The following is a 26,279-nucleotide window of genomic DNA, read 5'->3' as shown; positions in this document are numbered from 1 at the left end:
GCCCATGACCCCCGCACCCCCGCCGACCGGCAGGCCGGCGACCCCTTCGCTTCCGCTGAGCGGCAGGCCGACGCCCCCTTCGCTGGTGCTGAGCGGCAGGCCGGCGCCTCCTTCGCTCGTGCTGGCCGCGCACGGGACGCGTAGCCGGGAGGGGGAGCGGACCCTGGCGGCGCTGGCCGGGGCCGTGCGGCGGGCCCGGCCCGGCGTCCGCGTCGAGCTCGCCTACCTGGAGATCAGCTCCCCGCCGCTCCCGGCCGTGCTGGCCGCCGCGCCCGGCCCGGTCGTCGTCGTCCCGCTGCTGCTCGCCGGCGGCTACCACCTGCACGTCGACCTGCCCGCCGTCGTCGCCGCGCACCGCCCCGGCGCCGTCGTGGCCGACCGGCTGGGCCCGCACGACCTGCTCACCGCCGCCCTGGCCGGCCGCCTGGCACAGGCGGGGCTGCGCGCCGGCGACGCGGTCGTCCTCGGCGCGGCCGGCTCGTCCGACCCGGCCGGGCTCGCCGACGTCCGCGCCGCCGCCCGCCTCCTCAGCGCGCGCCTGGCGCGGCCCGTCACCGCCGCGTTCGTCTCCAGTGGCTCCCCGTCGCTGGGCGAGGCGCTCGCCCGCGCCCGCTCACCGCGCGTCGCCGTCGCCTCCTACCTGCTGGCCCCCGGGTTCTTCCACGCCCGGCTGCGCGACTCCGGCGCGGACGTGGTCAGCGCCCCCCTCGGCCCCGCCCCCGGCGTGGCCGACCTCGTCTGGCTCCGCTACGACGCCGCCGTACGCGCCCGGCCGGACGGCCCCGGCTCCCGGGCGGTCTCCCCGGCGCTCGCGTCCCGGCCGGTCACGCCGTACGCGCCGGCGACCGGCTCGATGTAGGCCCGGTGGACCCACCCGACCGGCAGCAACCCCGGGTGCCGTTCCCGCGAAAGACGGGAGGCCGTACGGGAGGCCGTACGGGTCAGGAGTCCGTGTCGCGGTCGCGGCGCCGCAGGTAGCGCTCGAACTCGGCGGCGATCGCGTCACCGCTCGCCTCCGGCAGCTCCGCCGCGTCCTTGCGCTCCTCCAGCTCCTTGACGTACTCGGCCACCTCGCTGTCCTGCGAGGCGAGCTCGTCGACGCCGTGCTCCCAGGCGCGGGCCTCCTCGTCGAGGTCGCCCAGCGGCATCGGGATCTCCAGCACGTCCTCCAGGCGGCGCAGCAGCGCCAGCGTGGCCTTCGGGTTGGGCGGCTGGGCCACGTAGTGCGGCACCGACGCCCACAGCGTGATCGCGCCCAGCCCCGCCTCGCCGAACGCGTGCTGCAGCACCCCCACGATGCCCGTCGGGCCCTCGTAGCGGCTCAGCTCCAGGTTGGTCGAGCGGGCCAGCGCCTCGTCGGTGGCCCCGCCCAGGATCGGCACCGGCCGGGTGTGGGGGGAGTCGTTGAGCAGCGCCCCCAGCATCACGGCCAGCTCCACCCCCAGCTCGCGGCAGACCTCCACGATGTCGGCGCAGAACGCGCGCCAGCGCATGTTGGGCTCGATGCCGCGCAGCAGCACCACGTCACGCTCGCTGCCCGGCGGCCGGGCGCGCAGCAGGCGGGTCGTCGGCCACACGATCGACCGCGTCAGGCCCTCGCCCATCTCCACGACGGGACGGGTGACCTGGAAGTCGTAGTAGTCGTCCGGGTCGAGCTCGGCCAGCGGCTCGGCCTTCCACGCGGACTCGAGATGGGCGATCACACCGCTCGAAGCCTCGCCCGCGTCGTTCCACCCCTCGAACGCGGCAATGAGCACCGGGTCGACGAGCTCGGGGAGCCCTTCGAGCTCGATCACGTGTCGCCTCCTGTCTCCGCCATCCCGCTAAGCCTATGCGGTGGGGGCCCTCTCATGTCACTCGGTAAGCGTGATCAGCGCCGCGTGCCCTGAGGGGCATCCCGCAGGAAAATCCGCGCGGGCACAGCCGATAGTCTTGGACCATGAGCATCTCCTCCTTCCGTGATGTGCTGTCCCAGCGCGTGGTCGTCGCCGACGGCGCCATGGGGACGATGCTGCAGGCGCAGGACCCGACGCTCGACGACTTCCAGGGCCACGAGGGCTGCAACGAGGTGCTCAACGTCACCCGGCCCGACATCGTCGCCGGCGTCCACGACGCCTACTTCGCGGTGGGCGTCGACTGCGTCGAGACCAACACCTTCGGCGCCAACCTGAGCGCACTCGGCGAGTACGACATCGGCGCCCGCGTCTACGAATACTCCGAGGCCGGCGCCCGCATCGCGCGCGAGCGCGCCGACCACTGGTCCACGCCGGAGCACCCGCGCTTCGTGCTGGGCTCCATGGGCCCCGGCACCAAGCTTCCCACGCTGGGCCACCTGCCCTACTCGACGCTGCGCGACGCCTACCGCGACAACGCGGCCGGCCTGATCGCCGGCGGCGCCGACGCGCTCATCATCGAGACCTGCCAGGACCTGCTCCAGGTCAAGGCCGCCGTCGTGGGCGCCAAGCGGGCCATCGAGGCGGCCGGCCGCGACGTGCCGATCATCGCCCAGGTGACGATCGAGACCAACGGCGCCATGCTGCTCGGCTCCGAGATCGGCGCCGCGCTCACCGCCATCGAGCCGCTCGGCGTCGACGTCATCGGCCTCAACTGCGCCACCGGCCCCGCCGAGATGAGCGAGCACCTGCGCTACCTGGCCCGCCACTCGCGGCTGCGGCTGTCCTGCATGCCCAACGCGGGCCTGCCGGTGCTGACCGCCGACGGCGCCTACTACCCGCTGAGCGCCGGCGAGCTCGCCGGCGCCCACGACACCTTCTCCCGCGACTACGGCCTGTCGCTCGTCGGCGGCTGCTGCGGCACCACCCCCGAGCACCTGCGCCAGGTCGTCGAGACCGTGCGCGGCCGGGAGATCGCCGCCCGCCGCCCGCACCCCGAGCCCGCCGCGTCCTCCCTCTACCAGTCCGTCCCGTTCCGGCAGGACACCTCCTACCTGGCCGTGGGCGAGCGCTGCAACACCAACGGCTCCAAGGCCTTCCGCGAGGCCATGCTCGAAGGCCGCTGGGACGACTGCGTCGAGACCGCCCGCGACCAGGCCCGCGGCGGCGCGCACATGCTCGACCTGTGCGTCGACTACGTCGGCCGCGACGGCGTCGCCGACATGAAGGAGCTCGCCTTCCGGCTCGCCACCGCCTCGACCCTGCCGATCATGATCGACTCGACCGAGTCCGAGGTGATCCGCGCGGGTCTGGAGATGCTCGGCGGGCGCGCCGTCGTCAACTCCGTCAACTACGAGGACGGCACCGGCCCCGACTCCCGCTTCCAGCGCATCATGCGCCTGGTCCGCGAGCACGGCGCCGCCGTCGTCGCCCTCACCATCGACGAGGAGGGCCAGGCCCGCACCGCCGAGTGGAAGGTCCGCGTCGCCACCCGCCTGATCGAGGACCTGACCGGCAACTGGGGGATGAGGGTCGAGGACATCATCGTCGACTGCCTCACCTTCCCCATCGCCACCGGCCAGGAGGAGACCAGGCGCGACGGGCTGGAGACCATCGAGGCCATCCGCGAGCTCAAGCGCCGCTACCCCGGCGTGCAGACCACGCTCGGCCTGTCCAACATCTCCTTCGGCCTCAACCCGGCCGCCCGCATGGTGCTCAACTCGGTCTTCCTCAACGAGTGCGTCAACGCCGGGCTCGACTCCGCCATCGTCCACGCCTCCAAGATCCTGCCGATGGCGCGCATCCCCGACGAGCAGCGCCAGGTCGCCCTCGACATGGTCTACGACCGGCGCCGCGAGGGCTACGACCCGCTGCAGCGCTTCATGGACCTGTTCGAGGGCGTCGACGCCGCCGCGATGCGCGCCGGCAAGGCCGAGGAGCTGGCCGCGCTGCCCCTGTGGGAGCGGCTCAAGCGGCGCATCATCGACGGCGAGAAGAAGGGCCTGGAGGCCGACCTCGACGAGGGCCTGGCCCAGCGGCCCGCGCTGGAGATCATCAACGACGTGCTGCTCGACGGCATGAAGACGGTCGGCGAGCTGTTCGGCTCCGGCCAGATGCAACTCCCGTTCGTGCTGCAGTCGGCCGAGGTGATGAAGAACGCCGTCGCCTACCTCGAGCCGCACATGGACCGGGTCGAGGGTGAGACCAAGGGCCGCATCGTGCTCGCCACCGTCAAGGGCGACGTGCACGACATCGGCAAGAACCTCGTCGACATCATCCTGTCCAACAACGGCTACGAGGTCGTCAACCTCGGCATCAAGCAGCCCGTCTCCGCCATCCTGGAGGCCGCCGACGAGCAGCGGGCCGACGTCATCGGCATGTCCGGCCTGCTGGTCAAGTCGACGGTCGTGATGAAGGAGAACCTGGAGGAGATGAAGTCCAGGGGCCTGTCCGACCGCTACCCGGTGCTGCTCGGCGGCGCCGCCCTCACCCGCGCCTACGTCGAGCAGGACCTGGCCGAGCTGTTCCCCGGCGAGGTCCGCTACGCCCGCGACGCCTTCGAGGGCCTGCGGCTGATGGACGCCTTCATGGCCGTCAAACGCGGCGTCGAGGGCGCCACCCTGCCGCCGCTGCGCGAGCGCCGCGTCAAGACCGGCGCCGTCCTCGACCGCACCCCCGTCGAGGCGCTGCCCGCCCGCTCCGACGTGGCCGCCGACAACCCGGTGCCCACGCCGCCCTTCCACGGCGACCGCATCGTCAAGGGCATCCCGCTCGCCGACTACGCCTCCTTCCTCGACGAGCGCGCGCTGTTCCTCGGCCAGTGGGGCCTCAAGCCCACCCGGGGCGGCGACGGCCCCGGCTACGAGGAGCTCGTCGAGACCGAGGGGCGGCCCCGGCTGCGCATGTGGCTGGAGCGCCTGCAGACCGAGGGCCTGCTGGAGGCGGCCGTCGTCTACGGCTACTTCCCGTGCGTGAGCGACGGCGACTCCCTGATCATCCTCGACGACAAGGGCGACGAGCGCACCCGCTTCACCTTCCCGCGCCAGCGCCGCGACCGGCACCTGTGCCTGTCCGACTTCTTCCGCGGCAAGGACTCCGGCGAGGTCGACGTCGTCGGCTTCCAGATCGCCACCATGGGCGGCAAGATCTCCGAGGCCACGGCCGAGCTGTTCGCCAAGGACGCCTACCGCGACTACCTGGAGCTGCACGGCCTGTCGGTGCAGCTCACCGAGGCGCTGGCCGAATACTGGCACGCCCGGGTCCGCTCCGAGTGGCGGATCGGCGGCGACGAGTCGCTGGACGACATGCTCAAGGTCAACATCCAGGGCTGCCGCTACTCCTTCGGCTACCCCGCCTGCCCCAACCTGGAGGACCAGGTCCAGCTCTTCCAGCTGCTCGACCCGGAGCGCATCGGGGTCACGCTGTCGGAGGAGTTCCAGCTCCACCCCGAGCAGGCCACCTCCGCCCTGGTCGCCCACCACCCGGAGGCCAAGTACTTCAACGTCTGACGGAAGCGGGCGGCCGCGCCCTGCCCGGCCGCCCCGCCCCGCCCGATCCGCCCCGCCCCGAAGCCGTCCGGCGCTCTGCCGGCGTCCTCCGGTGCGGGCCGGTTTCCGCTGGTACGGGCCCCGTACGACATCTGGGGATATGCCGTCGGGTGGGCGATATGTGGCCCCCGTTGGGGTGGGTCCGGGGGGACGGCCTACGGTGGAAGGCGATGTGCAGCGGCGGCGACGCCGCCTTTTCGTTGGAACGGGGGATGTGTGGAAGCGGTCTTCTTCGACATGGACGGTCTGCTCGTCGACACCGAGAAGGTGTGGCTGGAGATCGAGACCGGCGTGATGGCGCGGCTGGGCGGCGAGTGGTCGCCGGAGCACCAGACGCACCTCGTCGGCGGTTCCATGGAGCGCACCGTGGAGTACATGCTGGCCGTGTCCGGCTCGGACGCCTCCGAGGCGACCGTGCGCGAGTGGATGGTCAGCGGGATGGTCACGACGCTGAACGGCGGCGTCGAGGTCATGCCGGGCGCCTCCGAGCTGCTCGACGCGCTGCGGGACGAGGGCGTGCCGGTGGCGCTGGTGACCTCGTCGCTGCGGGAGATCGCGGACGCGGTGCTGAAGGCCGTGGGCCGCGACCGGTTCGACGCCATCGTGACGGCCGACGACGTGACCCGCACCAAGCCCGACCCCGAGCCGTACCTGACGGCCGCCCGCCTGCTCGGGGTGGAGCCGGTGCGCTGCGTGGTGCTGGAGGACTCGCCCAACGGCGTCGCCGCAGGCACGGCCGCCGGATGCGCGGTGGTCGCGGTGCCCAGCCTGCTGCCCATCGACCCGGCTCCGGGCCGCCTGGTCGTCTCCTCCCTGACCGAAGTCACCCCCGCCGACCTGCGCGCCCTCATCCCCGCCTGACCCCGCTCTCGCCCCCTGAGGGGCGCACAACGCCGTACGAGGCCGCGCCCGTACGGCGAGACGCCCGATAGGCCCCACACCGCCGAGAAGCCCGGACCCTCATCCGGAAGGCGTCCCGCCGGACGCCTTCCGCGACGGCCACCCCCACGTGAACGGCCACCCCCACGTGAACGGCCACCCCCACGTGAACGGCCACCCCCACGTGAACGGCCACCCCCACGTGAACGGCCACCCCCACGTGAACGCCACCCCACGTGAACGCCACCCCCCGTGAACGGCCACCCCGCATGAACGGCCACCCCCGCCTGCGGAGGCCCTCGCCCTCCGGCAGACGGCGCCTCCCGGGAAGGGTCGCTGCGAGGCGCGCCCTCCACGGGTCGTCTCGCGGGGTCGTCTCGCGGGGTGCTTCAGCGAGGTGGCGCTCTGGCCCGGCGGCACCCCGCCGGAAGCGGCACCCGCGGAAGCCCGGCCCGGAAAGGGTGGGCTGGCGGGATCGGGGCGGTTGGGTGACGATGGGGGGCCGGTCCCGGACGGGTGGGTGGTTCGTCCCCTAAGGGTCGGGTGGTTCTCGGGGAGGAGGAACACGCGCCATATCGCGTGCCAGGATGGAGAGGTAACCGACGACGGAGGTGGCCCCGAATGCCTTTCGAAACGATCGCATGGTTCCCGCTCTGCACCGGGCTGACCCTCGCCGGGCTGTTCCTGAGCTTCTTGGCGTTCCGGCGGCGCGGCGCGGCGTCGGGCATGCGGACGGCTGCGTGGGCGCTGCTGCCGCTGGCCGCCTATCTGACCGGGGCGCTCCAGGCGTTGTGGACGATCGGCACGACGGTCGTGGGGTTCGTGACGAGCCTGGTGTTCAATCCGATGGTGTGGGCGGGCGTGGCGGTGGCCGGGCTGTCGGTGGTGCTGTTCGTGGCGTCGGGTGTGATGCGCGGACGCAAGCTGAAGGGCGCGGGGCGCGGCAAGGCGGAGAAGGTTCCCGCAGCTCAGGCGCCCGCGGCGGCCGGGAAGGCGCCTCAGGCGGCGCCCGCGAAGCCGGCGGTGGAGCAGAAGAAGGCCGCCAAGGGCGATGACGACTTCTCCGACATCGAGGACCTGTTGCGACGCCGGGGCATCAGCTGAGCGGTTCCCGTGTCACAGTTCCGAGACGCAACCGGGACGGGGTCTTGACATTCTCGTCAAGATCAATACGAATGAGTTTCGCGTGAATCACAGTTGAGCCACACTGCGGTCTGAGGGACTAGTCAGCGCAGCTCAGGGCATAGATCCTGCCTCCTGAGGTCGCGACGAGCGGTCTGTATTGCGAACGAGCAGACAACGTCGTCTGAAAATCAGGGGGCTATCCGGCATGACCGCACCGCTTGACGTTTCCGGCTCCGCCTCGGAGGCGCGCCCGGAGTCCGTGCTCGAGGGAGCGGGCAAGGCCGTCCAGGGGCGTTCCCTGAGCCGGATCGCCTGGATGCGGCTGCGCCGTGACAAGGTGGCGCTGGCCGGCGGGATCACCGTGATCCTGCTCGTCCTGGTCGCGATCTTCTCCTCGCCCATCATCAGCCTGCTCGGCCATCCGCCCCTGGAGTTCCACCAGGACCAGATCGACCAGAGCACGCTGCTGCCCAAGGGCGACTTCGGCGGCATGAGCAGCGAATACCTGCTCGGCGTCGAGCCGGTCAACGGCCGTGACATCTTCAGCCGCATCGTCGCCGGCGCCTGGATCTCGCTGCTCATCGGCATCCTGGCCACGCTGGTGTCGGTCGTCATCGGCACGGTCATGGGCGTGATCGCCGGCTACTTCGGCGGCTGGGCCGACCAGATCATCGGCCGCCTGATGGACGTCTTCCTCGCCTTCCCGCTGCTGGTGTTCGCCATCGCGCTGGCCGGCGTCATCCCTGACAAGGGGTTCGGGCTGGAGGGCAACGGGCTGCGCATCGCGATGCTCGTGTTCATCATCGGCTTCTTCAGCTGGCCGAGCATCGGCCGTATCGTCCGGGGCCAGACGCTGTCGCTGCGCGAGCGCGAGTTCGTCGACGCGGCGCGGAGCCTGGGCGCGCGCAACGGCTACATCCTGTTCCGCGAGATCCTCCCCAACCTGATGGCGCCGATCCTGGTCTACGCGACGCTGCTGATCCCGACGAACATCCTGTTCGAGGCGGCGCTGTCGTTCCTGGGCGTCGGCATCAACCCGCCGACCCCGACCTGGGGCGGCATGCTCTCGGAGGCGGTGCGCTTCTACACGCTGCCGCACTTCGTGCTCTTCCCCGGCTTGGCGATCTTCATCACTGTCCTGGCGTTCAACCTGTTCGGCGACGGCCTTCGGGACGCCTTCGACCCGCGGGCGCACTGACCCTTCGCCCTGCTCCATCCCCATCTCCACTAACAAGGGGTAGTCAATGAGAAGGAAATCCGCACTGGCAGCGGCCGCGACAGCGACGCTGGCCCTGGTGCTCTCCGCCTGTGGCGGCGGAGGGGGCGGCAGCAATTCCCAGCAGCCCGCCCAGTCGGCGTCCGGCGCTGCCGCGCAACCCGCGTTCAACGCCGCGCTCACCGAGGTGTTCAACCCTTCCACCAAGAAGGGCGGCACTCTGAAAGTCGCGAACTATGCAGACTGGGACAGCCTGGACCCCGCTGACACCTACTACGGCTACTCGTTCAACTTCGGCCGGTACTACTGGCGGACGCTGACGACGTACAAGACGGGCCCCGGCAAGGACAGCAACACGGTCGTCCCGGACCTGGCCGAGGCGCTGGGCGAGCCGAGCGACGAGGGCAAGACCTGGACGTACAAGATCAAGAGTGGTCTGAAGTTCGAGGACGGCACCCCGATCACGGCCAAGGACGTCGCCTACGCGGTGGCGCGGTCGTACGACAAGGAGACCTTCCCGCACGGCCCGTCCTACCTCAACGAGCTGCTCGACTGGCCGAAGGACTTCAAGGGCGTCTACAAGACCCCGGACGCCGACTACAGCTCGGCCGTCGAGGCGACCGACGACTCCACCGTCGTCTTCCACCTGAAGGAGCCGTTCGCCTCCTTCGACTACATCGTGCAGATGCCGATGACCGCCCCGGTGCCCAAGGACAAGGACACCGGCGCGAAGTACAAGGAGCACGTGATCTCCTCCGGCCCGTACAAGTTCGAGACGAACGAGGCCGGCAAGCGCTTCAGCCTGGTCCGTAACGAGAACTGGGACGCGGCGACCGACCCGAACCGCCCGGCGCTGCCGGACAAGATCGAGGTCCAGCTCAACGTCAACGCCGACGACGTGGACAACCAGCTCATCTCCGGTGACATCCACCTCGACGTCCAGGGCACGGGCATGCAGCCGGCCGCTCTCGGCAAGGTGCTGCCCGACCCGGCGCTGAAGGCCCGCACGGACAACCCGACGATCCCGAGGCTCTGGTTCGTCTCGGTGATCCCGGAGACCCCGCCGCTGGACAACATCGAGTGCCGCAAGGCCGTCATGTGGGCCGCCGACCGCGTCGCCAACCAGACCGCCTTCGGCGGCGAGGTCGCCGGCGGCGAGATCGCCACGAACGTGATGCCGCCGCCCATCGTCGGCCAGGAGAAGTTCGACCTGTACGCGACGCCGGAGAACAAGGGCGACGTCGAGAAGGCCAAGGCCGCGCTGACCGCCTGCGGCCAGCCGAACGGCTTCTCCACCACGATGACCTTCCGCGCCGACCGTCCGCGCGAGAAGGCGCTGGCCGAGTCGATGCAGCAGGCGCTGGCCCGGGTCGGCATCAAGCTGACGCTCAAGGGCTTCCCCGGCTCCAGCTACTTCTCGGACTATGCCGGCAACGTCAACTACGTCAAGAAGAACGGCGTCGGCCTCGCCGCCCACGGCTGGGGCTCCGACTGGCCTGACGGCTACGGCTTCATGCAGGCCATCGTCGACAGCCGCACCATCCGCCCCGCGGGCAACTACAACCTGAGCGTCAAGAGCGACAAGGTCGACGGCCTGATCGACCAGGCCAAGGCCGAGCTCGACGAGACCAAGCGCAACAAGCTGTGGGTCGACGTCGACAAGGCCGTCATGGAGGACGCCTCCATCCTCCCGGTGGTGTGGGCCAAGTCGCTGCTGCTGCGCGGCCAGGGCGTGACCAACCTCGCCTACAACGAGGGCCAGAGCCAGTACGACTACGCCCTGCTCGGCGTGGAGTGACCAGGCGGGCTTCGGGGAACTAGCGAAGGCAGGTGAAGGCAGGGATGGCCTGCCCGGCGACGGGCAGGCCATCCGGCCGGCAGCGGTGCTCACATACATCATCAGACGACTCATCGGCGCCATCGCCATGCTGATCGTCATCAGCATGGTCACCTTCGGCATCTTCTTCGTGGTGCCGCAGTGGGCCGGATCCAGTCCCGAGGCGATGGCCTCCCGGTACGTCGGCCGCGCGGCCACACCGGAGACGGTGCACCTGGTGGCGCAGAAGCTCGGCTTCTACGACCCGGTCATCGTCCAGTACGGCCGGTTCGCCAAGGGCATTGTCGCCGGTGCCGAGTACGACTACGGCGCCGGGGTCGAGCAGTGCCCCGCGCCCTGTTTCGGCTACTCCTTCATCTCCGGGCAGCCCGTGTGGCCGGACCTGCTGGACCGGATGCCGGTGACGTTCTCGCTGGCCATCGGCGCGGCCCTGCTCTGGGTGCTGGGCGGCGTGTCCGTGGGCGTCATCTCCGCGTTGCGGCGCGGCACCTTCTTCGACCGGTTGTCGATGGGCACCGCGCTGGCCGGGGTGTCGTTGCCGATCTTCTTCACCGGCATGCTCTCGCTGGTCGTCTTCAGCTACGGGCTGGGCTGGACACCACCGGGCGGCTCGTGGACGGACTTCACCGAGAATCCGGCGCAGTGGGCCTTCAACCTGCTGCTTCCCTGGATCACGCTGGCGTTCCTGTTCGCGGCCACCTACGCCCGGCTCACCCGCGCCGGCATGCTGGAGACCATGGGCGAGGACTATGTGCGCACCGCCAGGGCCAAGGGCCTGAGCGAACGCGACGTCGTCGTCAAACACGGCCTGCGGGCCGCGCTGACGCCGATCCTCACCCTCTTCGGCATCGACTTCGGCCTCCTCATCGGCGGCGCGGTCCTCACCGAGACCACCTATACTCTGCCCGGGCTCGGCCAGTTCGCCATCCTGGCCATCCGCAACCAGGACCTGCCGCAGGTGATGGGCGTGGTGTTGTTCGCCGCCTGCTTCGTCGTGGTCGCGAGTCTGATCGTCGACCTGCTCTACGCCTGGGTCGACCCGAGGGTGAGGTTGTCGTGAGCTTCCTGGACGTCAAGGATCTCAAGATCCATTTCCCGACCGACGACGGCGTCGTCAAGTCCGTCGACGGGCTCACCTTCGGCCTGGAGCGCGGCCAGACGCTCGGCATCGTGGGCGAGTCCGGCTCCGGCAAGAGCGTGACCAGCCTCGGCATCCTCGGCCTGCACAAGGGCGGGCGGGCCAAGATCTCCGGCGAGATCTGGCTCGACGGCGAGGAGCTCGTCTCGGCCCCCGCCGAGCAGGTGCGCGGGCTGCGCGGCAAGAAGATGGCGATGATCTTCCAGGATCCGCTGTCGTCCATGCACCCCTACTACACGGTCGGCCACCAGATCATCGAGGCGTACCGGATCCACAACGCCGTCAGCAAGCAGGTGGCGCGCAAGCACGCCGTCGACCTGCTCGGCCGCGTCGGCATCCCGGAGCCCGGCAAGCGCGTCGACAGCTACCCGCACGAGTTCTCCGGCGGCATGCGCCAGCGCGCGATGATCGCCATGGCGCTGTCGTGCGACCCCGAGCTGCTCATCGCCGACGAGCCGACCACCGCGCTCGACGTCACCGTGCAGGCCCAGATCCTCGACCTGATGCGTGACCTGCAGCGCGAGTTCAACTCCGCGCTCATCATCATCACCCACGACCTCGGCGTCGTGGCGGAGCTGGCCGACGACATCCTCGTCATGTACGGCGGCAAGTGCGTCGAGTACGGCAAGACCGACGAGATCTTCTACAACCCCGAGCACCCCTACACGTGGGGGCTGCTGGGCTCGATGCCCCGCCTCGACCGGGAGCCCACCGAGCGGCTGCTGCCCATCAAGGGCTCGCCGCCGTCCCTCATCAACGTGCCGCCCGGGTGCGCCTTCCACCCGCGCTGCCCGTACGCCGACCGCACCGAGGGGCGGGCGTCCACCGAGGTGCCGGACCTGGCGCCGACCGAGCGCGGCCACCTGGTGCGCTGTCACATGCCCAGGACGGAGCGGCGGTCGCTGTGGGAGAACGAGATCAAGCCAGTGCTGGAGACCCAGTGAGCGAGAACGAGCCGCTTCTGTCCGTCAGGAACGTGGAGAAGCACTTCCCCGTCACCGCGGGCCTGTTCAAGAAGCAGGTCGCCGCCGTCAAGGCGGTCGACGGCATCAGCTTCGACGTGTTCAAGGGCGAGACGCTCGGCCTGGTGGGGGAGTCCGGCTGCGGCAAGTCGACCACCGGCAGGCTCGTCACGCGCCTGCTGGAGCCGACCGGCGGCTCGGTCGAGTTCGAGGGCCGCGACATCACCCACCTGAGCCAGGGCAAGCTGCGCCCGCTGCGCCGCGACATGCAGATGATCTTCCAGGATCCCTACTCGTCGCTGAACCCCCGCCACACGGTCGGCGCGATCGTCGGCGCCCCGTTCCGCATCCAGGGCGTCCGCACCGAGAACGGCGTCAAGAAGGCGGTCCAGGACATCCTGGCGCTGGTCGGGCTCAACCCCGAGCACTACAACCGCTACCCGCACGAGTTCTCCGGCGGTCAGCGCCAGCGCATCGGCATCGCCCGCACGCTCGCGCTCAAGCCGAAGCTCATCATCGCCGACGAGCCCGTCTCGGCGCTGGACGTGTCGATCCAGGCCCAGGTCGTCAACCTGCTGGAAGACCTGCAGAAGGAGCTCGACCTCACCTACGTGGTGATCGCGCACGACCTGTCGGTGGTGCGCCACATCAGTGACCGGGTCGCGGTCATGTACCTGGGCAAGATCGTGGAGATCGCCGATCGCAAGCGCCTCTACAGCTCGCCCATGCACCCCTACACCAACGCGCTGCTGTCGGCGGTGCCGGTGCCCGACCCGAAGGCGCGCAAGGAGCGCGAGCGCATCCGGCTCAAGGGCGACGTGCCCAGCCCGCTCAACCCGCCGCCCGCCTGCCGCTTCCACACCCGCTGCTGGAAGGCGCAGGAGATCTGCAAGACCGTGGAGCCGCCGCTGGAGACGCTGGCGAGCGGCCACAGCGTCGCCTGCCACTTCCCGGAGAACGCCCCGGTCGCCGCCGCCACGGCCGGCGAGGCGGGCAAGGACTGACGCGCCGCGCCCTGTCCCGGCCCGCGGGTCAGGACAGGGCGCCCGGCGTGATCAGGCCCGTCTCGTACGCGAGCACGACGGCCTGCACCCGGTCGCGCAGCCCCAGCTTCGTCAGCACGTTGCCGACGTGGGTCTTGACCGTGGTCTCGCTCACCACGAGCTTGGCGGCGATCTCCGCGTTGGACATGCCCTTGGCGATCAGCCGCAGCACCTCCAGCTCCCGCTCGGTCAGCCGGTCGAGCCGCGCCGGGGTGGCCTGCTCGTAGGCCGGGGGCAGCCGGGCGGCGAAGCGGTCGAGCAGCCGCCGGGTCACGCTCGGCGCCACGATCGCGTCGCCCGCCGCCACCACCCGGATCGCCTGCACCAGCTCGTCCGGCGGCACGTCCTTCAGCAGGAACCCCGACGCGCCCGAGCGCAGCGCCTCCACGATGTACTCGTCGAGGTCGAAGGTGGTCAGCACGAGCACCTTCGGCACGTGCGCCGCCGGCGCCGCCTCGCGCACGATCCGGCGGGTCGCCTCGATCCCGTCCACACCCGGCATGCGGATGTCCATCAGCACCACGTCGGGCAGCAGCGCCCGGGTCTGCTCCTGCGCGCCGGTGCCGTCGCCCGCCTGGCCCACGACCGTGATGTCGGGCTCGGCCTCGAGAATCAGGCGGAAACCGGTGCGCAGCAGCGGCTGGTCGTCGACCAGCAGGACTCTGATCGTCATCGCTCGTCCTTCAACGGGAACCTCGCCCGCACCTCGAAACCGCCCCCCGACTTCGGGCCCACGTCAATGATCCCACCATAGAGGGCCACGCGTTCGCGAATGCCCACCAGCCCGTGCCCGGGCGGACGGGCCGCGGCCGCCGCGCCCAGGCCGTCGTCCTCGACCCGTACGTCCAGCTCGCCCGGCGCGTGGCGGACCGTCACCTCGGCGCGGGCGCCCGCGCCCGCGTGCCGCAGGCTGTTGGTCAGCCCCTCCTGGACCAGCCGGTAGGCGGCCAGGTCGACGCCCGCCGGGAGCGGCCGCCCGGCCTCGCCGTGCACCGACAGGCCGGTGTCGAGACCGGCCTCGCGCATCTGCTCGACCAGCGCGGGCAGGTCGCGCAGGCCCGGCTGCGGCCCCAGCTCGGCCCGCGTGCCGGCGCGCAGCACGCCCACCAGGTCGCGCATCTCGGCCATCGCGACGCGGCCGGTGTTCTCGATCGCCGACAGCGCCTCGCGGGCCAGCTCCGGATCGGAGGCCAGCACCTTGCGGGCGGCGGCCGCCTGCACCGTCATCACGCTCACGTGGTGGGCCACCACGTCGTGCAGCTCGCGGGCGATCCGCGAGCGCTCCTCGGCCCGCGCCGCCCGGGTGTCGGCCGCGTGCGCGCGCTCCAGCCGGGCCGCGCGGTCCTTCAGCTCGGCCAGGTAGGCGCGGCGCAGCCGCAGGCTCCGCCCGGCCCCCCACAGCGCGACCAGCACCACGATCACCACCAGGTGGTCGCTCCAGCGGGCCGGCGTCACCGGCCCGGCCGACACCCCCACCGTGTAGACGGCCAGCGACAGCGTCAGCGCGCACAGCGCCGCCGCCAGCCCCCGGTGGGCCGCCACCGAGTAGAGCAGCACCAGCCCGGCGGGCGCGGCCGGCCCGAACCCGTAGCCGAGCGCGGCCAGCAGCGTCTGGGGCACCAGGCTCGCGCACAGGCCCGCCAGCGGCCACGACCTGCGCACGGCCACCGGCGCCGACATGAGCAGCACCAGCGCCACGCCGAACGCGTCGGGCGCGCGGGTCCACTCGGCGCGCGCGGCGCTCTGGAGCAGGAACAGCGGCACCGAACCCACGGCCACGAGCAGGGCCAGGACCGAGTCATGGAACGTCATTCGGCCGGTGCGCACCGCTTCACTGTAGGCCCAGGTGAGAGCCCGGAACCTCCTCCCCAAGAACGATCCCGGGCCAGGACCGGGCAGGGAGGGGGCTACAGCTCGTCGCTGGCCGCCCGCCGGTTGCTCCGGACGGTGTCGCCGGGCTGGCGGTCGGGCACCGGCGGGGGAGTGCCGCCGAACTCCGGGCACAGCGCCTGGTGGTCGCACCAGTCGCACAGCCGGCTCGGCCGCGACCGCCACTCGCCGGTCTCCAGCGCCCGCTCGATCGCCGCCCACAGCGCCCGCACCTTGCGCTCGGTCGCCAGCAGGTCGGCCTCGTCGGGCGCGTAACGCAGCACCTCGCCCCGCCCGCCCAGGTAGACGAGCTGCAGCAGCCGGGGCACCTCGCCGCGCAGCCGCCACAGCACCAGCGCGTAGAACTTCATCTGGAACAGCGCCTTGGCCTCCCACTCCGGCCCCGGCGCGCTGCCCGTCTTGTAGTCGACCACCCGGACCTCGCCGGTCGGCGCCACGTCGAGCCGGTCGACGTAGCCCCGCAGCATCAGCCCGCCGTCGAGCACCGCCTGCACGTAGAGCTCGCGCTCGGCGGGCTCCAGCCGGGTCGGGTCCTCCAGCGTGAAGTAGCGCTCCAGCATCGCCCGCGCCTGCGCCAGCCACTCGGCCCGCTCGGCGTCGTCGGCGAACATCTCGCCGTAGAGCGGCTCCTCGGCCAGCAGGCGCTCCCACTGCGGCTCCAGCAGCTCCAGCGCCGCCTGCACCGACCGGCGCGGCGCCGGCAGGTCGTAGAGCCGCTCCAGCACCGCGTGGACCACGGTGCCGCGCACCGCGGCCTGCGACGGCTTCTCCGGAAGCTGGTCGATCACCCGGAACCGGTAGAGCAGCGGGCAGGTCATGAAGTCGCCCGCCCGGGACGGGGAGAGGGCTCCGATGATCACCGGCTCGGTCAGCGTCATGCACCGCACTCTAGGTCACCGGCCCGACATAATACGGCGGCGAGTCCTGGATCACGTGGTCCGGCGCGTAGCATCAAGGGCAGCGGCGGCATCCGGTGATGCGGCCGGTGACGCGGCCGAAGATGCGGCCGGTGGCGGCGTGGACGGCGAGGAGTGCGGTGAGCGAGCAGAGCCCGCGGCAGGAGTTCTCGGGCATCCGGATGGGCAAGCCCTTCGGCATCCCGGTTTACGTGTCGTGGACGTGGTTCATCGTCGCGGCCTTCATCACCTGGCTGTTCGGCGACACCGTGCGCGACATGCTGCCGCACCTGTCCAGCGGCGCCGCCTACGCGGTCGCGTTCGTCTTCGCGGTGCTCCTGTACGTGTCGGTCCTGCTGCACGAGCTGGCCCACAGCGTGCTGGCCAAGGCCTACGGGCTGCCGGTGCGCCGCATCACCCTCTACCTGCTGGGCGGCGTGTCGGAGATCGAGAAGGAGCCGCCCACGCCCGGCAAGGAGTTCATGGTCGCGGCGGCGGGCCCGGTGCTGTCGCTGGGCCTGGCGGGGATCGGCTACGCCGCCGACGAGTTCCTGATCAACGGCGGGGGCATCCCGGAGGTGCTGATCTGGCAGCTGTGGGTGTCCAACCTCATCGTGGGCGTGTTCAACCTGCTGCCCGGCCTGCCGCTCGACGGCGGGCGGCTGCTGCGCGCCGGTGTGTGGAAGCTGACCAGCAGCCCCGGCGCCGGCACGGTCGCCGCCGCGTGGGGCGGCCGGATCCTCGCGGTGGCGCTGGTGGCGATCCCGTTCGCGATGTCCACGATGTCCGGTCAGGAGCTCGACCCGCGCGACCTCATCTGGCCGTTCGTGCTGGCCTCCTTCATCTGGCTGGCCGCCGGGCAGTCGCTCAAGGCGGCCCGGTTCCGGGCGCGCATCCCGCAGCTCAACGCCCGCGGGCTGGCGCGCCGGGCGATCCCGGTGACGGCCGAGACGCCGCTGGCCGAGGCGCTGCGGCAGGCCGCCGAGAGCCGGGCGGGCGCGCTCGTCGTGGTCGACCACGACGGCAGGCCGCTGGCGATCGTCAACGAGTCGGCCGTGCAGGCCACCCCCGAGCACCGGCGGCCCTGGGTCGACGTGGGCGCGCTGGCCAAGTCGCTGGAGCCGTCCGTGGTGCTGGCCGCCGATCTGGAGGGCGAGGCGCTCATCGACGCCATGCGCGAGGCGCCCGCGGGCGAGTACCTGCTCGTGGAGCGGGGTGGGGAGATCTACGGGGTGCTCGCCACCGCCGACGTCAACCGCGTCTTCATCGGCGTCTGATTTGTCCCACTCGTCTAAGCGACCGGCCCCGGATAATGTCATTGATCGGGACGCCGGAGTTTCGATGCTGCGACGTCTGGCCGATAGTGTGCTGTTTGCCCGAGCTTGCACAGTTGGGGGGCGGCGCGACGGCCTCGCGTCCGGGATGCGTATGAGTGCCGTCATACCGTCGGCTTTCGGTAAGGAGAGTTGAGTGACCGAGCGCAGCACGGTCATGGGGGAGGACTCATGACTGACCACGGCTTCGGGACCGTGCGCCCGCTTCCCGGCGACGGCCTGGTCGCCTATCTGGGCGGCCTGCTGCTGGTGTGCGACGCGGACGAGGCCGCCGGCACCGGCCTGATCGAGGCGCTGCGCGAGACGGCCGCCTCCGGTGGCGACGGCAGGGCGCTGGCCCGGCGCGCCGCCCAGGTCCTCGCCGCCAACATGGCCGGCGACCCGGCCACCTGCGCGGTCGCGGGCCCGGTCGGCGGCGGCGTGGCCGTCCTGGTCAGCGGCTCGGCCTCGGCCACCGTCACCACTGCCTCAGGCGAGACGCGCCTGGCCGGCAGCGACTCCCTCACCTGGTCCGACCGGCTCATCGCCGGCCCCGTCGAGCGGATCGAGCTCAGCCTCCCCGGCGCCCGCGACCCGCACCCGGCCGTCGGCTTCTCCGGCGGCGTCGTGCACGGCGGCGGCATCACGGCCGCCCCCGGCGACGCGGACGAGCCGGGCGAGCCCGCCGGCAGCCGGTCCGGCGCCGACGAGCGCTCCGAGCGCTCCGAGCGGGCCGAGCGCTCCAGGTCGCTCACCAGCGAGATGCCCAACACGGCCCTGCACATGGAGCCCGACCTGCTGCCGCGCGCCGAGCCGCCGGCCCAGGCCCCGCCCTACCCGCTGTCCGGCCCCGAGCCCGGCCCGCCCTCGGGCCCGCAGTTCCGGCCGCAGCCGCCGTCGGCGCCCCACCACCCCGGGCCTCAGTCCCAGCCCCAGATCCAGTCGCAGCCTCAGCCGCCGTCGCAGCCGCACCTCGCGCCACCGGGGGCCGAGCACCCGGGGCCGCCGGGCCCGCCGCCGTTCCCCAGCTACGACGAGCCCGCGCCCGCGCCGGGTAACGGCACCGTCCCCGAGTACGAGCAGGCCCCGCCGCAGCAGGAGCACTTCGAGTCAGGCCCGCCCCTGATGGGCCCGCCCTCGCTGGACCCGCCGCCGCACCTGGGCCCGCCGCCCGGCGACCACCCGCCGCACCTCGGCCCGCCGCCGGAGCCGTTCGACCAGCCGCAGGGGCCGCCCCCGCCGTTCGACCCGCAGGGGCACCCACAAGGGCACCCGCAGCCCGGCCACGAGCAGCCCGACCACGGCGACCGGCCGCTCGTCTACGGCGTCGACTGCACCAACGACCACTTCAACGACCCGCGCGCCCCCTACTGCGCGGTGTGCGGCATCGCGCTCGTGCAGCGTTCGCTCGTCCCGTACAAGGGGCCGCGCCCGCAGCTCGGCGTGCTCGTGCTCGACGACGGCTCCGCGCTGCCGCTCGACAGCGACTACCTGCTCGGCCGCGACCCCGAGCGGGCGCCCGAGGTGGCCGGCGGCAACGCCCGCCCCGCCAAGGTGACCAGCCCCGACGGCTCGGTCTCCCGGCGGCACCTGCGGGTGGCGCTCGACGGCTGGGACGTCAACCTGGTCGACCTCGGCTCGGTCAACGGCACCCAGATCCAGCCGCCCGGCGACCCGAACTTTTACGACATCCCGCCCAACGAGCCCGTCACGATCGCGCCCGGCACGACCGTGCGCGTCGGCGTCTCACGGACGCTGCGTTTCGAGGCCCACCGCGGCTGAACCGTTTCCCGGCGCGCATTCACCACGCGGCTCTGCCCGCGCCGGGAAAACGCCGTACAACCGGTAAACGCCGGACGTACGGAAACGGCGTACGGGTCAATCCGGGCCGGTTACGGGCGGCCGGATCCGCTGTTGCGGACGTACGGGAACGCGGGGGCGGCGGGGCGGTGTGAAGGCCTGCACGCCGCGCAGCAGGCGGGTGGCCGCCTCCAGGTCGCCGGCGGCCTCCAGGGCGCGCCCGGCGGCGGTGGCGAAGCGGCCCAGCAGGTGTTCGTCGGCCGTGTCGAAGGCGCGGCCCGCCACCCACAGCGACACGTGGTCGCACGTCGTCAGCGGCACCGGTGTGGCCAGGAAGCCGGGCGCGCCCACCGAGACGTCCCGGGCCAGGCACAGGGGCCCGTCCGCGGCGGCCAGCTCCTTCAGCACGCCCGACTCCGCCAGCCAGGCCCGCATCCGCAGCGGATCGCCCGGCGGCCCGTGCGTGTGGACGGCGTGCGCCTCCTCACGCAGCGGATCGCAGCGGACGAACCCCGCGTAGGCGGCGCGGGCGACCGTCGCGGCGGCGCGCGCCAGGCGATCGGTCAGCCCCGCCCGGTCCAGGCAGGAGAACGCGGAGATGAGCTCGCGCATGGCGACATGGACACGTTCGTCTGGCATCGTGACATCCCTCGGCTGAGGCGCTCAGGACCAAGCCGTTCGTTCACGCTGATTGCAGGGGCGGTGACTCGGAGTATCTTCCGCCGCGCGCCCCTTGGCCAGACCTCAAAGCGGTAATCAGGATTTCTCGCCCGCATCGGGACGCATCAGGACCCAGCACAGCTCGTCCGCGTGGCCGCCGCCGGCCTTCGGCAGGAGCTTGTGGCGCATCCCCTCACGGACGAACCCGGCGCGCTCCAGCACCGCCTGCGACGCGGTGTTGGACACCTCGGTGCCGGCGACGATCCGGTGCAGCGGGGTCTCGGCGAACGCCCACCCGGTCAGCAGGCGCACCGCCCGCGTCATGAAGCCCCGGCCGCGGAAGCGCTCGGTCAGCGAGTAGCCCACCATGGCCTGCCCGAACTCGGGGACGATCTGCACGAGCTGGATGTGCCCGGCGAACTCGCCCGTCCCGGCGTCCCTGATCGCCAGCTCGACCCGCTGCCCGGACACCCAGAAGTAGCCGGTGTAGCGGCAGCGGCGCTCGTCGTCGGCCGGCGAGTTGGCGGCGCCCACGCCGTACTGGGCCACGCTCGGCTCCTGGAGCATCCGGTGGAGGGCGCCGGCGTCGTCCACCGTCATCGGCGTCAGGCACACCACCCCGTCGGACAGCTCCCCGCCGGCGAAGAACGGCAGGAACGGCTCCCAGAGCCCGGCCGGGTCGCGGCCGATCCTGCCGAACGTCACCACGTCCGTCCGCCGCCCGTCGCGCAGCGTCTTGGCGTCGCGCCTGCGGCCCTCCTCGGTGAAGCCCGAGCGGTAGGCCGCCCGCAGGCTCGCCACGTTCTCCACCTCGGCCTCCAGCTCGACCCGCGCCACGCCGTGGTCGAGCAGCCAGTCGCTCAGCCCGCGCGCCGCCGCCGAGGCCACCCCCTTGCCGCGCGCCCACGGCGACACCAGGTAGCCGAGCCGCACCGTGCCCCACCTGTCGGGCGCGCTCACCCCGACGGCGCCCACGTAGCGGCCGTCCTGGGTGATCGCGAACTCCGCGGCGCCCTCGTCCCACTTCTCCTCCGCGCGGGCCAGGTACGCCAGCGCGTCCTGCCGGGTGTAAGGCGAAGGCAGCAAGGGGAGGAACCTGGCCGACACCGGATCGTCGCAGGTGGCGACGATGGCGTCGGCGTCGTCGGCGCCCGGGACGCGCAGCACCAGGGAGCCGACGGAGATCACTTCACGAGGGAACATCCCCCATTGATATCGCGCGTCCAGACGTGCTCGAAAGCCCTATAACCTTGCCGCCATGGGTTTCCGCAGGCATGGGCCGTTCCGGCCCGGGGATCAGGTGCAGCTCACCGACCCCAAGAACAAGCGCCACACGATCACGCTCAAGGAGGACGGCGTCTTCCACACGCACAAGGGCGCCATCCCGCACAGCGAGCTGATCGGTCAGCCCGAGGGCTCCGTGGTGCGCTCCTCCGGCGGCACCCAGTACCTGGCCTTCCGCCACCTGCTGCAGGACTACACGCTGGCGATGCCGCGCGGCGCGGCGGTCATCTACCCCAAGGACGCCTCGATGATCGTCGGCATGGCCGACATCTTCCCGGGCGCCCGGGTGATCGAGGCCGGCGTCGGCTCCGGCGCGCTGACGTGCTTCCTGCTGCGGGCCGTCGGCCCCGAGGGGCACGTGACCTCGTACGAGCGCCGCCAGGAGTTCGCGGACGTGGCGGCCAAGAACGTGGAGAAGTTCTACGGCGGCCCGATGGACGACAACTGGCGCCTGGTCGTGGGCGACCTCGTCGCCTCGATCGACGAGAGCGACGTCGACCGCGTCATCCTCGACATGCTGGCTCCCTGGGAGTGCGTCGACGCCGCCGCCAAGGCGCTCACGCCGGGCGGCGTGATCTGCTGTTACGTGGCCACGACCACCCAGATGTCGAAAACCGTCGAGGCCATTCGCGATCACGGGAGTTTCACCGAGCCTCAGGCGTGGGAGACCCTGGTTCGCGACTGGCATGTCGAAGGGCTCGCCGTCCGGCCCGATCACCGGATGATCGGCCACACGGGATTCCTCGTCTCCGCCCGTCGCATGGCCGACGGCGTGACCCCGCCGCCGCGCCGCCGACGACCGAAGGGGACGACCGAGGAACTATGACAATTTGGCCACGAGGGTGCGTTGGCGCGTGACACGGGAACAGATCACCGTGTGCATATGCTGGGAGTATTAAACGCACTATTGGGGATTATTCACCAAATACTGATTGTCACTGTACGAACACTGCCCGGCCAGGTTACGGAGGGGCCCGAGATAGGTAAGGTCCTAAGTAGTCGCCCTCGACTGGGAAGGAGGTGACGGGGCGTGGCAGCTCGCGATGATGCTGAGGCTCGAGCCGCGCAGCGCGAACGGGAGGTCGCTGATCTTTCAACACAGGTCTCCTTCCTCCAGGAGGAGATCACCGCGCTGAGGCGGAAGCTTGCCGAGTCACCCCGTCAGGCCAGAGTCCTCGAAGAGCGTCTCCACGAAGCGCAGGCTAACCTCGCGGCCGTGACCGGCCAGAACGAGCGCCTGGTGGCAACGCTCAAGGAGGCCAGGGATCAGATCGTCGCCCTCAAGGAGGAGGTCGACCGGCTGGCGCAGCCGCCATCCGGGTTCGGCACCTTCCTGGAGGCCCGGGAAGACGGCACGATCGAGGTGTTCACCGGCGGCCGCAAGCTGCGGGTGAACGTCAGCCCCGCCGTCGACGTCGACTCGCTGCGGCGTGGCCAGGAGGTCATGCTCAACGAGGCGCTCAACGTGGTCGAAGCACTCGGCTACGAAGAGGTCGGCGAGATCGTGATGCTCAAGGAGCTCCTCGACGAGGGCAAGCGCGCCCTGGTCATCTCGCACGCCGACGAGGAGCGGGTCGTGCGGCTCGCCGAGTCGCTCGTCGGCCAGCCCATCAGGGCCGGGGACTCGCTGCTCCTGGAGCCGCGCTCGGGTTACGTCTACGAGCGCATCCCCAAGTCCGAAGTCGAAGAGCTCGTGCTGGAAGAGGTGCCCGACATCTCCTACGAGGAGATCGGCGGCCTCATGCGGCAGATCGAGCAGATCAGGGACGCCATCGAGCTGCCCTATCTGCACGCCGACCTGTTCCGTGAGCACAAGCTCCGCCCGCCCAAGGGCGTCCTGCTCTACGGCCCGCCCGGCTGCGGCAAGACGCTCATCGCCAAGGCCGTCGCCAACTCCCTGGCCAAGCAGGTCGCGGAGAAGACCGGCCAGTCCGGCAAGAGCTTCTTCCTCAACATCAAGGGCCCGGAGCTGCTCAACAAGTACGTCGGCGAGACCGAGCGGCACATCCGCCTGGTCTTCCAGCGTGCGCGTGAGAAGGCCTCCGAGGGCACCCCGGTGATCGTGTTCTTCGACGAGATGGACTCGATCTTCCGCACCCGTGGCTCCGGCGTCTCGTCCGACGTCGAGAACACCATCGTCCCCCAGCTGCTGTCGGAGATCGACGGCGTCGAGGGCCTGGAGAACGTCATCGTCATCGGCGCCTCCAACCGCGAGGACATGATCGACCCGGCGATCCTGCGGCCCGGCCGCCTGGACGTCAAGATCAAGATCGAGCGGCCGGACGCCGAGGCCGCCAAGGACATCTTCTCCAAGTACCTGATCGCCGACCTTCCCCTCCACCCGGACGACCTCGCCGAGCACGGGCAGTCGCGCGAGGCCACCATCCACGGCATGATCCAGAGCGTCGTCGAGCGCATGTACACCGAGAGCGAGGAGAACCGCTTCCTCGAGGTGACCTACGCCAACGGCGACAAGGAAGTCCTCTACTTCAAGGACTTCAACTCCGGCGCGATGATCCAGAACATCGTCGACCGGGGCAAGAAGATGGCCATCAAGCAGTTCCTCGAAAGCGGCCAGAAGGGCCTGCGGGTGCAGCACCTGCTCGCGGCCTGCGTGGACGAGTTCTCCGAGAACGAGGACCTGCCCAACACCACCAACCCCGACGACTGGGCCCGCATCTCCGGCAAGAAGGGCGAGCGGATCGTCTACATCCGCACGCTCGTCTCCGGCAAGCAGGGCGCCGAAGCCGGCCGGTCCATCGACACCGTCGCCAACACCGGCCAATACCTGTAAGACCCCGAGAGGAGCCGCCGGCCGCGTCGAAAGCGCTGGTCGGCGGCTCCTATCGTGGGAGGGTGCTCAGCAGCAACCGCCTCCGCGTCCTCCTCGAGGTGTTCCGCGCCGGCAGCATCGCCGCCGCCGCCCGCGAGCTGAAACTGTCGCCCTCCGCCGTCTCCCACCAGCTCGCCCGCCTGGAGGACGAAGCGGGCGTCGGCCTCGTCGAACGCAACGCGCAGAGCCTGCGCCTCACCGACGCCGGCCGCCGCCTCGCCCACCGCGCCCAGGAAGTCGTCGACATCCTCGAAGCCGCCGAGAAGGACCTGCGCGCCCAGGCCCGCGTCGACGCCGGGGCGCTGCGCATCGGCTTCTTCGCCTCCGCCGGCTACCGCCTCGTGCCGCTCGCCCTGTCGCGCTTCGCCAGCCGCTACCCGGCCGTCACGCTAGACCTCGTCGAAGGGCAGCCGTTCGAGCTCCTGACCGACCTCGAACGCGGCGCCCTCGACATCCTCGTCGTCTTCGAGCACGCGCTCGACCCGTGGGAGTGCCCCGAAGGCATCGAAGTGCTGCCGCTGCTCGACGAGCCGCAGCTCCTCGTCGTCCCCAACGGCCACCCCGCCGCCCGCCGGCCGCGCATCCGCCTCGCCGACCTCGCCGACGAGCCGTGGATCACCACGTTCGGCGCCGACCACCCCGTCTCCATCCTCGAACGGGCCGGCGCCCTCGAAGGCTTCACCCCGCAGATCCGCTGCCGCAGCGACCACTACGAGGTCACGATCGGCCTCGTCCGGGCCGGGCTCGGCGTCGCCCTCGTGCCCAGCCTCGGCCTGCACGGCGTCACCGGCGTCCAGATCCGCCGCCTTCAGACGCCCCAGCTGCACCGCCGCATCGGCGTCGCCCGGCGCGCCACCAACCCCAACCCGGCGGCCAAGTCCTTCACCGCCTACCTCCGCACCGCCGCCGCCCAGCTCCGCAACTCCCTGCCGAGCTGACGGCCCCGGGCGGCCCCCTGTTTCTCGGGGGCGCGCCCGTACCGCAGGCTTCCCTACCGGGTCGCGGCGGCGGCGATCAGGACGCCCGTGAGGCGGACCGCCCGCACCAGGTCCTGGTCCGAGCCCGGCGGGCCGCCGGCGAGGACCGCGTAGGCGAGCGGGCCCATGAGCCCCACGTCCGTACGGATGCCGTCGTCCGTGCCCGTCTTGCAGGCGACCCTGCCGCCCTCCGGATCATGTCCCAGCAGCGCCGGGACCAGGCCGTGGTCGGTGTTGGCCAGCATCCACTCGCGCATCAGCACCTGCCACCCGGCCGGGCCCGCCACCAGCGCCGCCAGCCCCGCCAGCTCCCCGGCCGTGCCGATCGCGAACGTCGCCGGATGCTCCGGGCCGCGCGGCTCCCTGATCCGGTCCAGCAGCCGCGTCCGGGTCAGCCCGAGCGCCGCGCCGGCCGCGTTCACCCGGTCCAGGCCGATGCGGCGCAGCAGCGCGTTCGTCGCCGTGTTGTCGCTCACCGCCGCCGTCATCAGGGCCAGGTCGCCGACCGTCCACGTACGCGCCGACAGGCCCAGCAGCAGGCCCGACCCGCCGCAGTAGTCGTCGTCGTGCACCCGCACCGGCTCGTCCGGGTCCAGGATGCCGCCGTCGACGCTCATCGCAACCTCGGCCAGCAGGAGCAGCTTCCCGACGCTGGCCAGCGGCAGCTCCACATCCTCGTTCAGCGACAGCTCCCGGTACGCCTGCCCGTACGCCTCAGGACCGGGCCCGTCGTCCGGCAGCGCGGCGCGGGCGGCCGGCTGACCGTCCCCCTCCGGAACCTCGCCGCCGGACGCCGGCGGCCTGCTCCCCTCGGGGGCGGGCCCGAACGGCACACCGGGCGGCGCGAGCGCGGCCGGCCGCACGGCCACGGCCAGCGTGCCGGGGCACGCCGCCGCGATCCGCTCCAGCGCCCCGCCGACCGCTGCCGAGCCGTCACCCGCCTGAGCCTCGGCCTCCACCACCGCGGCGACCTCCCGCAACAACCC

At 71.6% G+C, this 26,279-nt stretch carries 21 protein-coding genes; 14 read left to right on the top strand and 7 right to left on the bottom strand.

Going from position 1 to position 26,279, the window contains the following annotated elements; genetic code table 11:
- Positions 1–4: 4 nt before the first annotated feature.
- Positions 5–859, top strand: coding sequence for a sirohydrochlorin chelatase (locus ACBI99_RS31160; RefSeq protein ID WP_375074126.1), 855 nt, complete (start codon positions 5–7; stop codon positions 857–859).
- A gap of 82 nt (positions 860–941) precedes the next feature.
- On the opposite strand, the gene ACBI99_RS31155 is transcribed toward ACBI99_RS31160, so the two are convergent.
- Complete coding sequence (locus tag ACBI99_RS31155; protein WP_219519052.1) at positions 942–1,796, bottom strand: PAC2 family protein; 855 nt, start codon at positions 1,794–1,796, stop codon at positions 942–944.
- Positions 1,797–1,939: 143 nt separating this feature from the next.
- On the opposite strand from ACBI99_RS31155, the gene metH reads away from it, so the two are divergent.
- The 8 genes from metH to ACBI99_RS31115 all read left to right on the top strand — a co-directional run bounded on the left by metH (position 1,940) and on the right by ACBI99_RS31115 (position 13,601).
- Positions 1,940–5,401, top strand: a complete 3,462-nt coding sequence (metH, locus tag ACBI99_RS31150; RefSeq protein ID WP_375074125.1) for a methionine synthase — start codon at positions 1,940–1,942, stop codon at positions 5,399–5,401.
- Between the two features lie 255 nt (positions 5,402–5,656).
- A complete protein-coding gene (locus tag ACBI99_RS31145) occupies positions 5,657–6,301 on the top strand; it encodes an HAD family phosphatase (RefSeq protein ID WP_357586795.1) in 645 nt (214 codons plus the stop codon).
- A 639-nt stretch (positions 6,302–6,940) separates the two neighbouring features.
- A complete protein-coding gene (locus ACBI99_RS31140; RefSeq protein ID WP_219514734.1) occupies positions 6,941–7,423 on the top strand; it encodes a cellulose synthase in 483 nt (160 codons plus the stop codon).
- A 226-nt stretch (positions 7,424–7,649) separates the two neighbouring features.
- A complete protein-coding gene (locus tag ACBI99_RS31135; protein WP_219514732.1) occupies positions 7,650–8,642 on the top strand; it encodes an ABC transporter permease in 993 nt (330 codons plus the stop codon).
- Positions 8,643–8,688: 46 nt separating this feature from the next.
- The gene (locus ACBI99_RS31130) at positions 8,689–10,458 is read left to right on the top strand and encodes an ABC transporter substrate-binding protein (protein WP_219514724.1); all 1,770 of its coding nucleotides are present in this window, start codon (positions 8,689–8,691) and stop codon (positions 10,456–10,458) included.
- A gap of 85 nt (positions 10,459–10,543) precedes the next feature.
- Positions 10,544–11,557 carry an ABC transporter permease gene (locus ACBI99_RS31125; protein WP_219514722.1) on the top strand — a complete coding sequence of 338 codons (1,014 nt, stop codon included), beginning with the start codon at positions 10,544–10,546 and terminating at the stop codon, positions 11,555–11,557.
- On the top strand, positions 11,554–12,579 hold the full coding sequence (locus ACBI99_RS31120) for an ABC transporter ATP-binding protein (protein ID WP_219514720.1): 1,026 nt from the start codon (positions 11,554–11,556) through the stop codon (positions 12,577–12,579). Before ACBI99_RS31125 ends, ACBI99_RS31120 begins: the two co-directional genes overlap by 4 nt.
- Complete coding sequence (locus ACBI99_RS31115) at positions 12,576–13,601, top strand: ABC transporter ATP-binding protein (protein ID WP_219514718.1); 1,026 nt, start codon at positions 12,576–12,578, stop codon at positions 13,599–13,601. The genes ACBI99_RS31120 and ACBI99_RS31115 overlap by 4 nt, the downstream gene beginning before the upstream one ends.
- 28 nt (positions 13,602–13,629) lie before the next feature.
- On the opposite strand, the gene ACBI99_RS31110 is transcribed toward ACBI99_RS31115, so the two are convergent.
- The 3 genes from ACBI99_RS31110 to ACBI99_RS31100 all read right to left on the bottom strand — a co-directional run bounded on the left by ACBI99_RS31110 (position 13,630) and on the right by ACBI99_RS31100 (position 16,408).
- Positions 13,630–14,313, bottom strand: a complete 684-nt coding sequence (locus tag ACBI99_RS31110) for a response regulator transcription factor (RefSeq protein ID WP_364170234.1) — start codon at positions 14,311–14,313, stop codon at positions 13,630–13,632.
- Positions 14,310–15,467, bottom strand: coding sequence for a sensor histidine kinase (locus ACBI99_RS31105; RefSeq protein WP_357586797.1), 1,158 nt, complete (start codon positions 15,465–15,467; stop codon positions 14,310–14,312). The genes ACBI99_RS31110 and ACBI99_RS31105 overlap by 4 nt, the downstream gene beginning before the upstream one ends.
- Before the next feature lie 80 nt (positions 15,468–15,547).
- A complete protein-coding gene (locus ACBI99_RS31100) occupies positions 15,548–16,408 on the bottom strand; it encodes a RecB family exonuclease (RefSeq protein ID WP_219514707.1) in 861 nt (286 codons plus the stop codon).
- A gap of 158 nt (positions 16,409–16,566) precedes the next feature.
- Here ACBI99_RS31100 and ACBI99_RS31095 point away from each other — a divergent pair, with 158 nt between their 5' ends.
- Positions 16,567–17,703, top strand: coding sequence for a site-2 protease family protein (locus ACBI99_RS31095; RefSeq protein ID WP_375074124.1), 1,137 nt, complete (start codon positions 16,567–16,569; stop codon positions 17,701–17,703).
- Between the two features lie 228 nt (positions 17,704–17,931).
- Positions 17,932–19,521, top strand: coding sequence for an FHA domain-containing protein (locus ACBI99_RS31090; protein ID WP_375074123.1), 1,590 nt, complete (start codon positions 17,932–17,934; stop codon positions 19,519–19,521).
- Between the two features lie 96 nt (positions 19,522–19,617).
- Here ACBI99_RS31090 and ACBI99_RS31085 read toward each other — a convergent pair whose 3' ends face one another.
- Together ACBI99_RS31085 and ACBI99_RS31080 are read right to left on the bottom strand one after the other, a co-directional pair.
- On the bottom strand, positions 19,618–20,178 hold the full coding sequence (locus ACBI99_RS31085; protein ID WP_375074122.1) for a hypothetical protein: 561 nt from the start codon (positions 20,176–20,178) through the stop codon (positions 19,618–19,620).
- Between the two features lie 117 nt (positions 20,179–20,295).
- Entirely contained in the window at positions 20,296–21,402 is a 1,107-nt protein-coding gene (locus tag ACBI99_RS31080; protein ID WP_375074121.1) for a GNAT family N-acetyltransferase, read from the bottom strand.
- A gap of 55 nt (positions 21,403–21,457) precedes the next feature.
- Between ACBI99_RS31080 and ACBI99_RS31075 the strand changes: the two genes are divergently transcribed.
- From ACBI99_RS31075 to ACBI99_RS31065, 3 genes are all read left to right on the top strand, one after another.
- Entirely contained in the window at positions 21,458–22,309 is an 852-nt protein-coding gene (locus ACBI99_RS31075) for a tRNA (adenine-N1)-methyltransferase (protein WP_219514694.1), read from the top strand.
- A gap of 204 nt (positions 22,310–22,513) precedes the next feature.
- The gene (gene arc, locus ACBI99_RS31070; RefSeq protein ID WP_219514687.1) at positions 22,514–24,277 is read left to right on the top strand and encodes a proteasome ATPase; all 1,764 of its coding nucleotides are present in this window, start codon (positions 22,514–22,516) and stop codon (positions 24,275–24,277) included.
- A gap of 62 nt (positions 24,278–24,339) precedes the next feature.
- Complete coding sequence (locus ACBI99_RS31065) at positions 24,340–25,254, top strand: LysR family transcriptional regulator (protein ID WP_357586807.1); 915 nt, start codon at positions 24,340–24,342, stop codon at positions 25,252–25,254.
- A gap of 53 nt (positions 25,255–25,307) precedes the next feature.
- Here the strand turns inward: ACBI99_RS31065 and ACBI99_RS31060 are convergent, their stop codons facing one another.
- Entirely contained in the window at positions 25,308–26,276 is a 969-nt protein-coding gene (locus tag ACBI99_RS31060) for a serine hydrolase (protein WP_375074120.1), read from the bottom strand.
- Positions 26,277–26,279 lie beyond the last annotated feature (3 nt).

It is taken from the genome of Nonomuraea sp. ATR24, from assembly GCF_041950485.1.
Classification (GTDB): domain Bacteria; phylum Actinomycetota; class Actinomycetes; order Streptosporangiales; family Streptosporangiaceae; genus Nonomuraea; species Nonomuraea ceibae.
The sequence above is the reverse complement of the archived record's forward strand: the minus strand, read 5'-3'. Positions and strand labels throughout refer to the sequence as shown.

Bases quoted from the DNA above. Each gene is read 5' to 3' on its own strand.
- ACBI99_RS31160 (WP_375074126.1), top strand. From the start codon at position 5: ATGACCCCCGCACCCCCGCCGACCGGCAGGCCGGCGACCCCTTCGCTT.
- ACBI99_RS31080 (WP_375074121.1), bottom strand. From the start codon at position 21,402: ATGTTCCCTCGTGAAGTGATCTCCGTCGGCTCCCTGGTGCTGCGCGTC.
- metH (WP_375074125.1), top strand. From the start codon at position 1,940: ATGAGCATCTCCTCCTTCCGTGATGTGCTGTCCCAGCGCGTGGTCGTC.
- ACBI99_RS31090 (WP_375074123.1), top strand. From the start codon at position 17,932: ATGACTGACCACGGCTTCGGGACCGTGCGCCCGCTTCCCGGCGACGGC.
- ACBI99_RS31130 (WP_219514724.1), top strand. From the start codon at position 8,689: ATGAGAAGGAAATCCGCACTGGCAGCGGCCGCGACAGCGACGCTGGCC.
- ACBI99_RS31075 (WP_219514694.1), top strand. From the start codon at position 21,458: ATGGGTTTCCGCAGGCATGGGCCGTTCCGGCCCGGGGATCAGGTGCAG.
- ACBI99_RS31135 (WP_219514732.1), top strand. From the start codon at position 7,650: ATGACCGCACCGCTTGACGTTTCCGGCTCCGCCTCGGAGGCGCGCCCG.
- ACBI99_RS31110 (WP_364170234.1), bottom strand. From the start codon at position 14,313: ATGACGATCAGAGTCCTGCTGGTCGACGACCAGCCGCTGCTGCGCACC.
- ACBI99_RS31100 (WP_219514707.1), bottom strand. From the start codon at position 16,408: ATGACGCTGACCGAGCCGGTGATCATCGGAGCCCTCTCCCCGTCCCGG.
- ACBI99_RS31085 (WP_375074122.1), bottom strand. From the start codon at position 20,178: ATGCCAGACGAACGTGTCCATGTCGCCATGCGCGAGCTCATCTCCGCG.
- ACBI99_RS31140 (WP_219514734.1), top strand. From the start codon at position 6,941: ATGCCTTTCGAAACGATCGCATGGTTCCCGCTCTGCACCGGGCTGACC.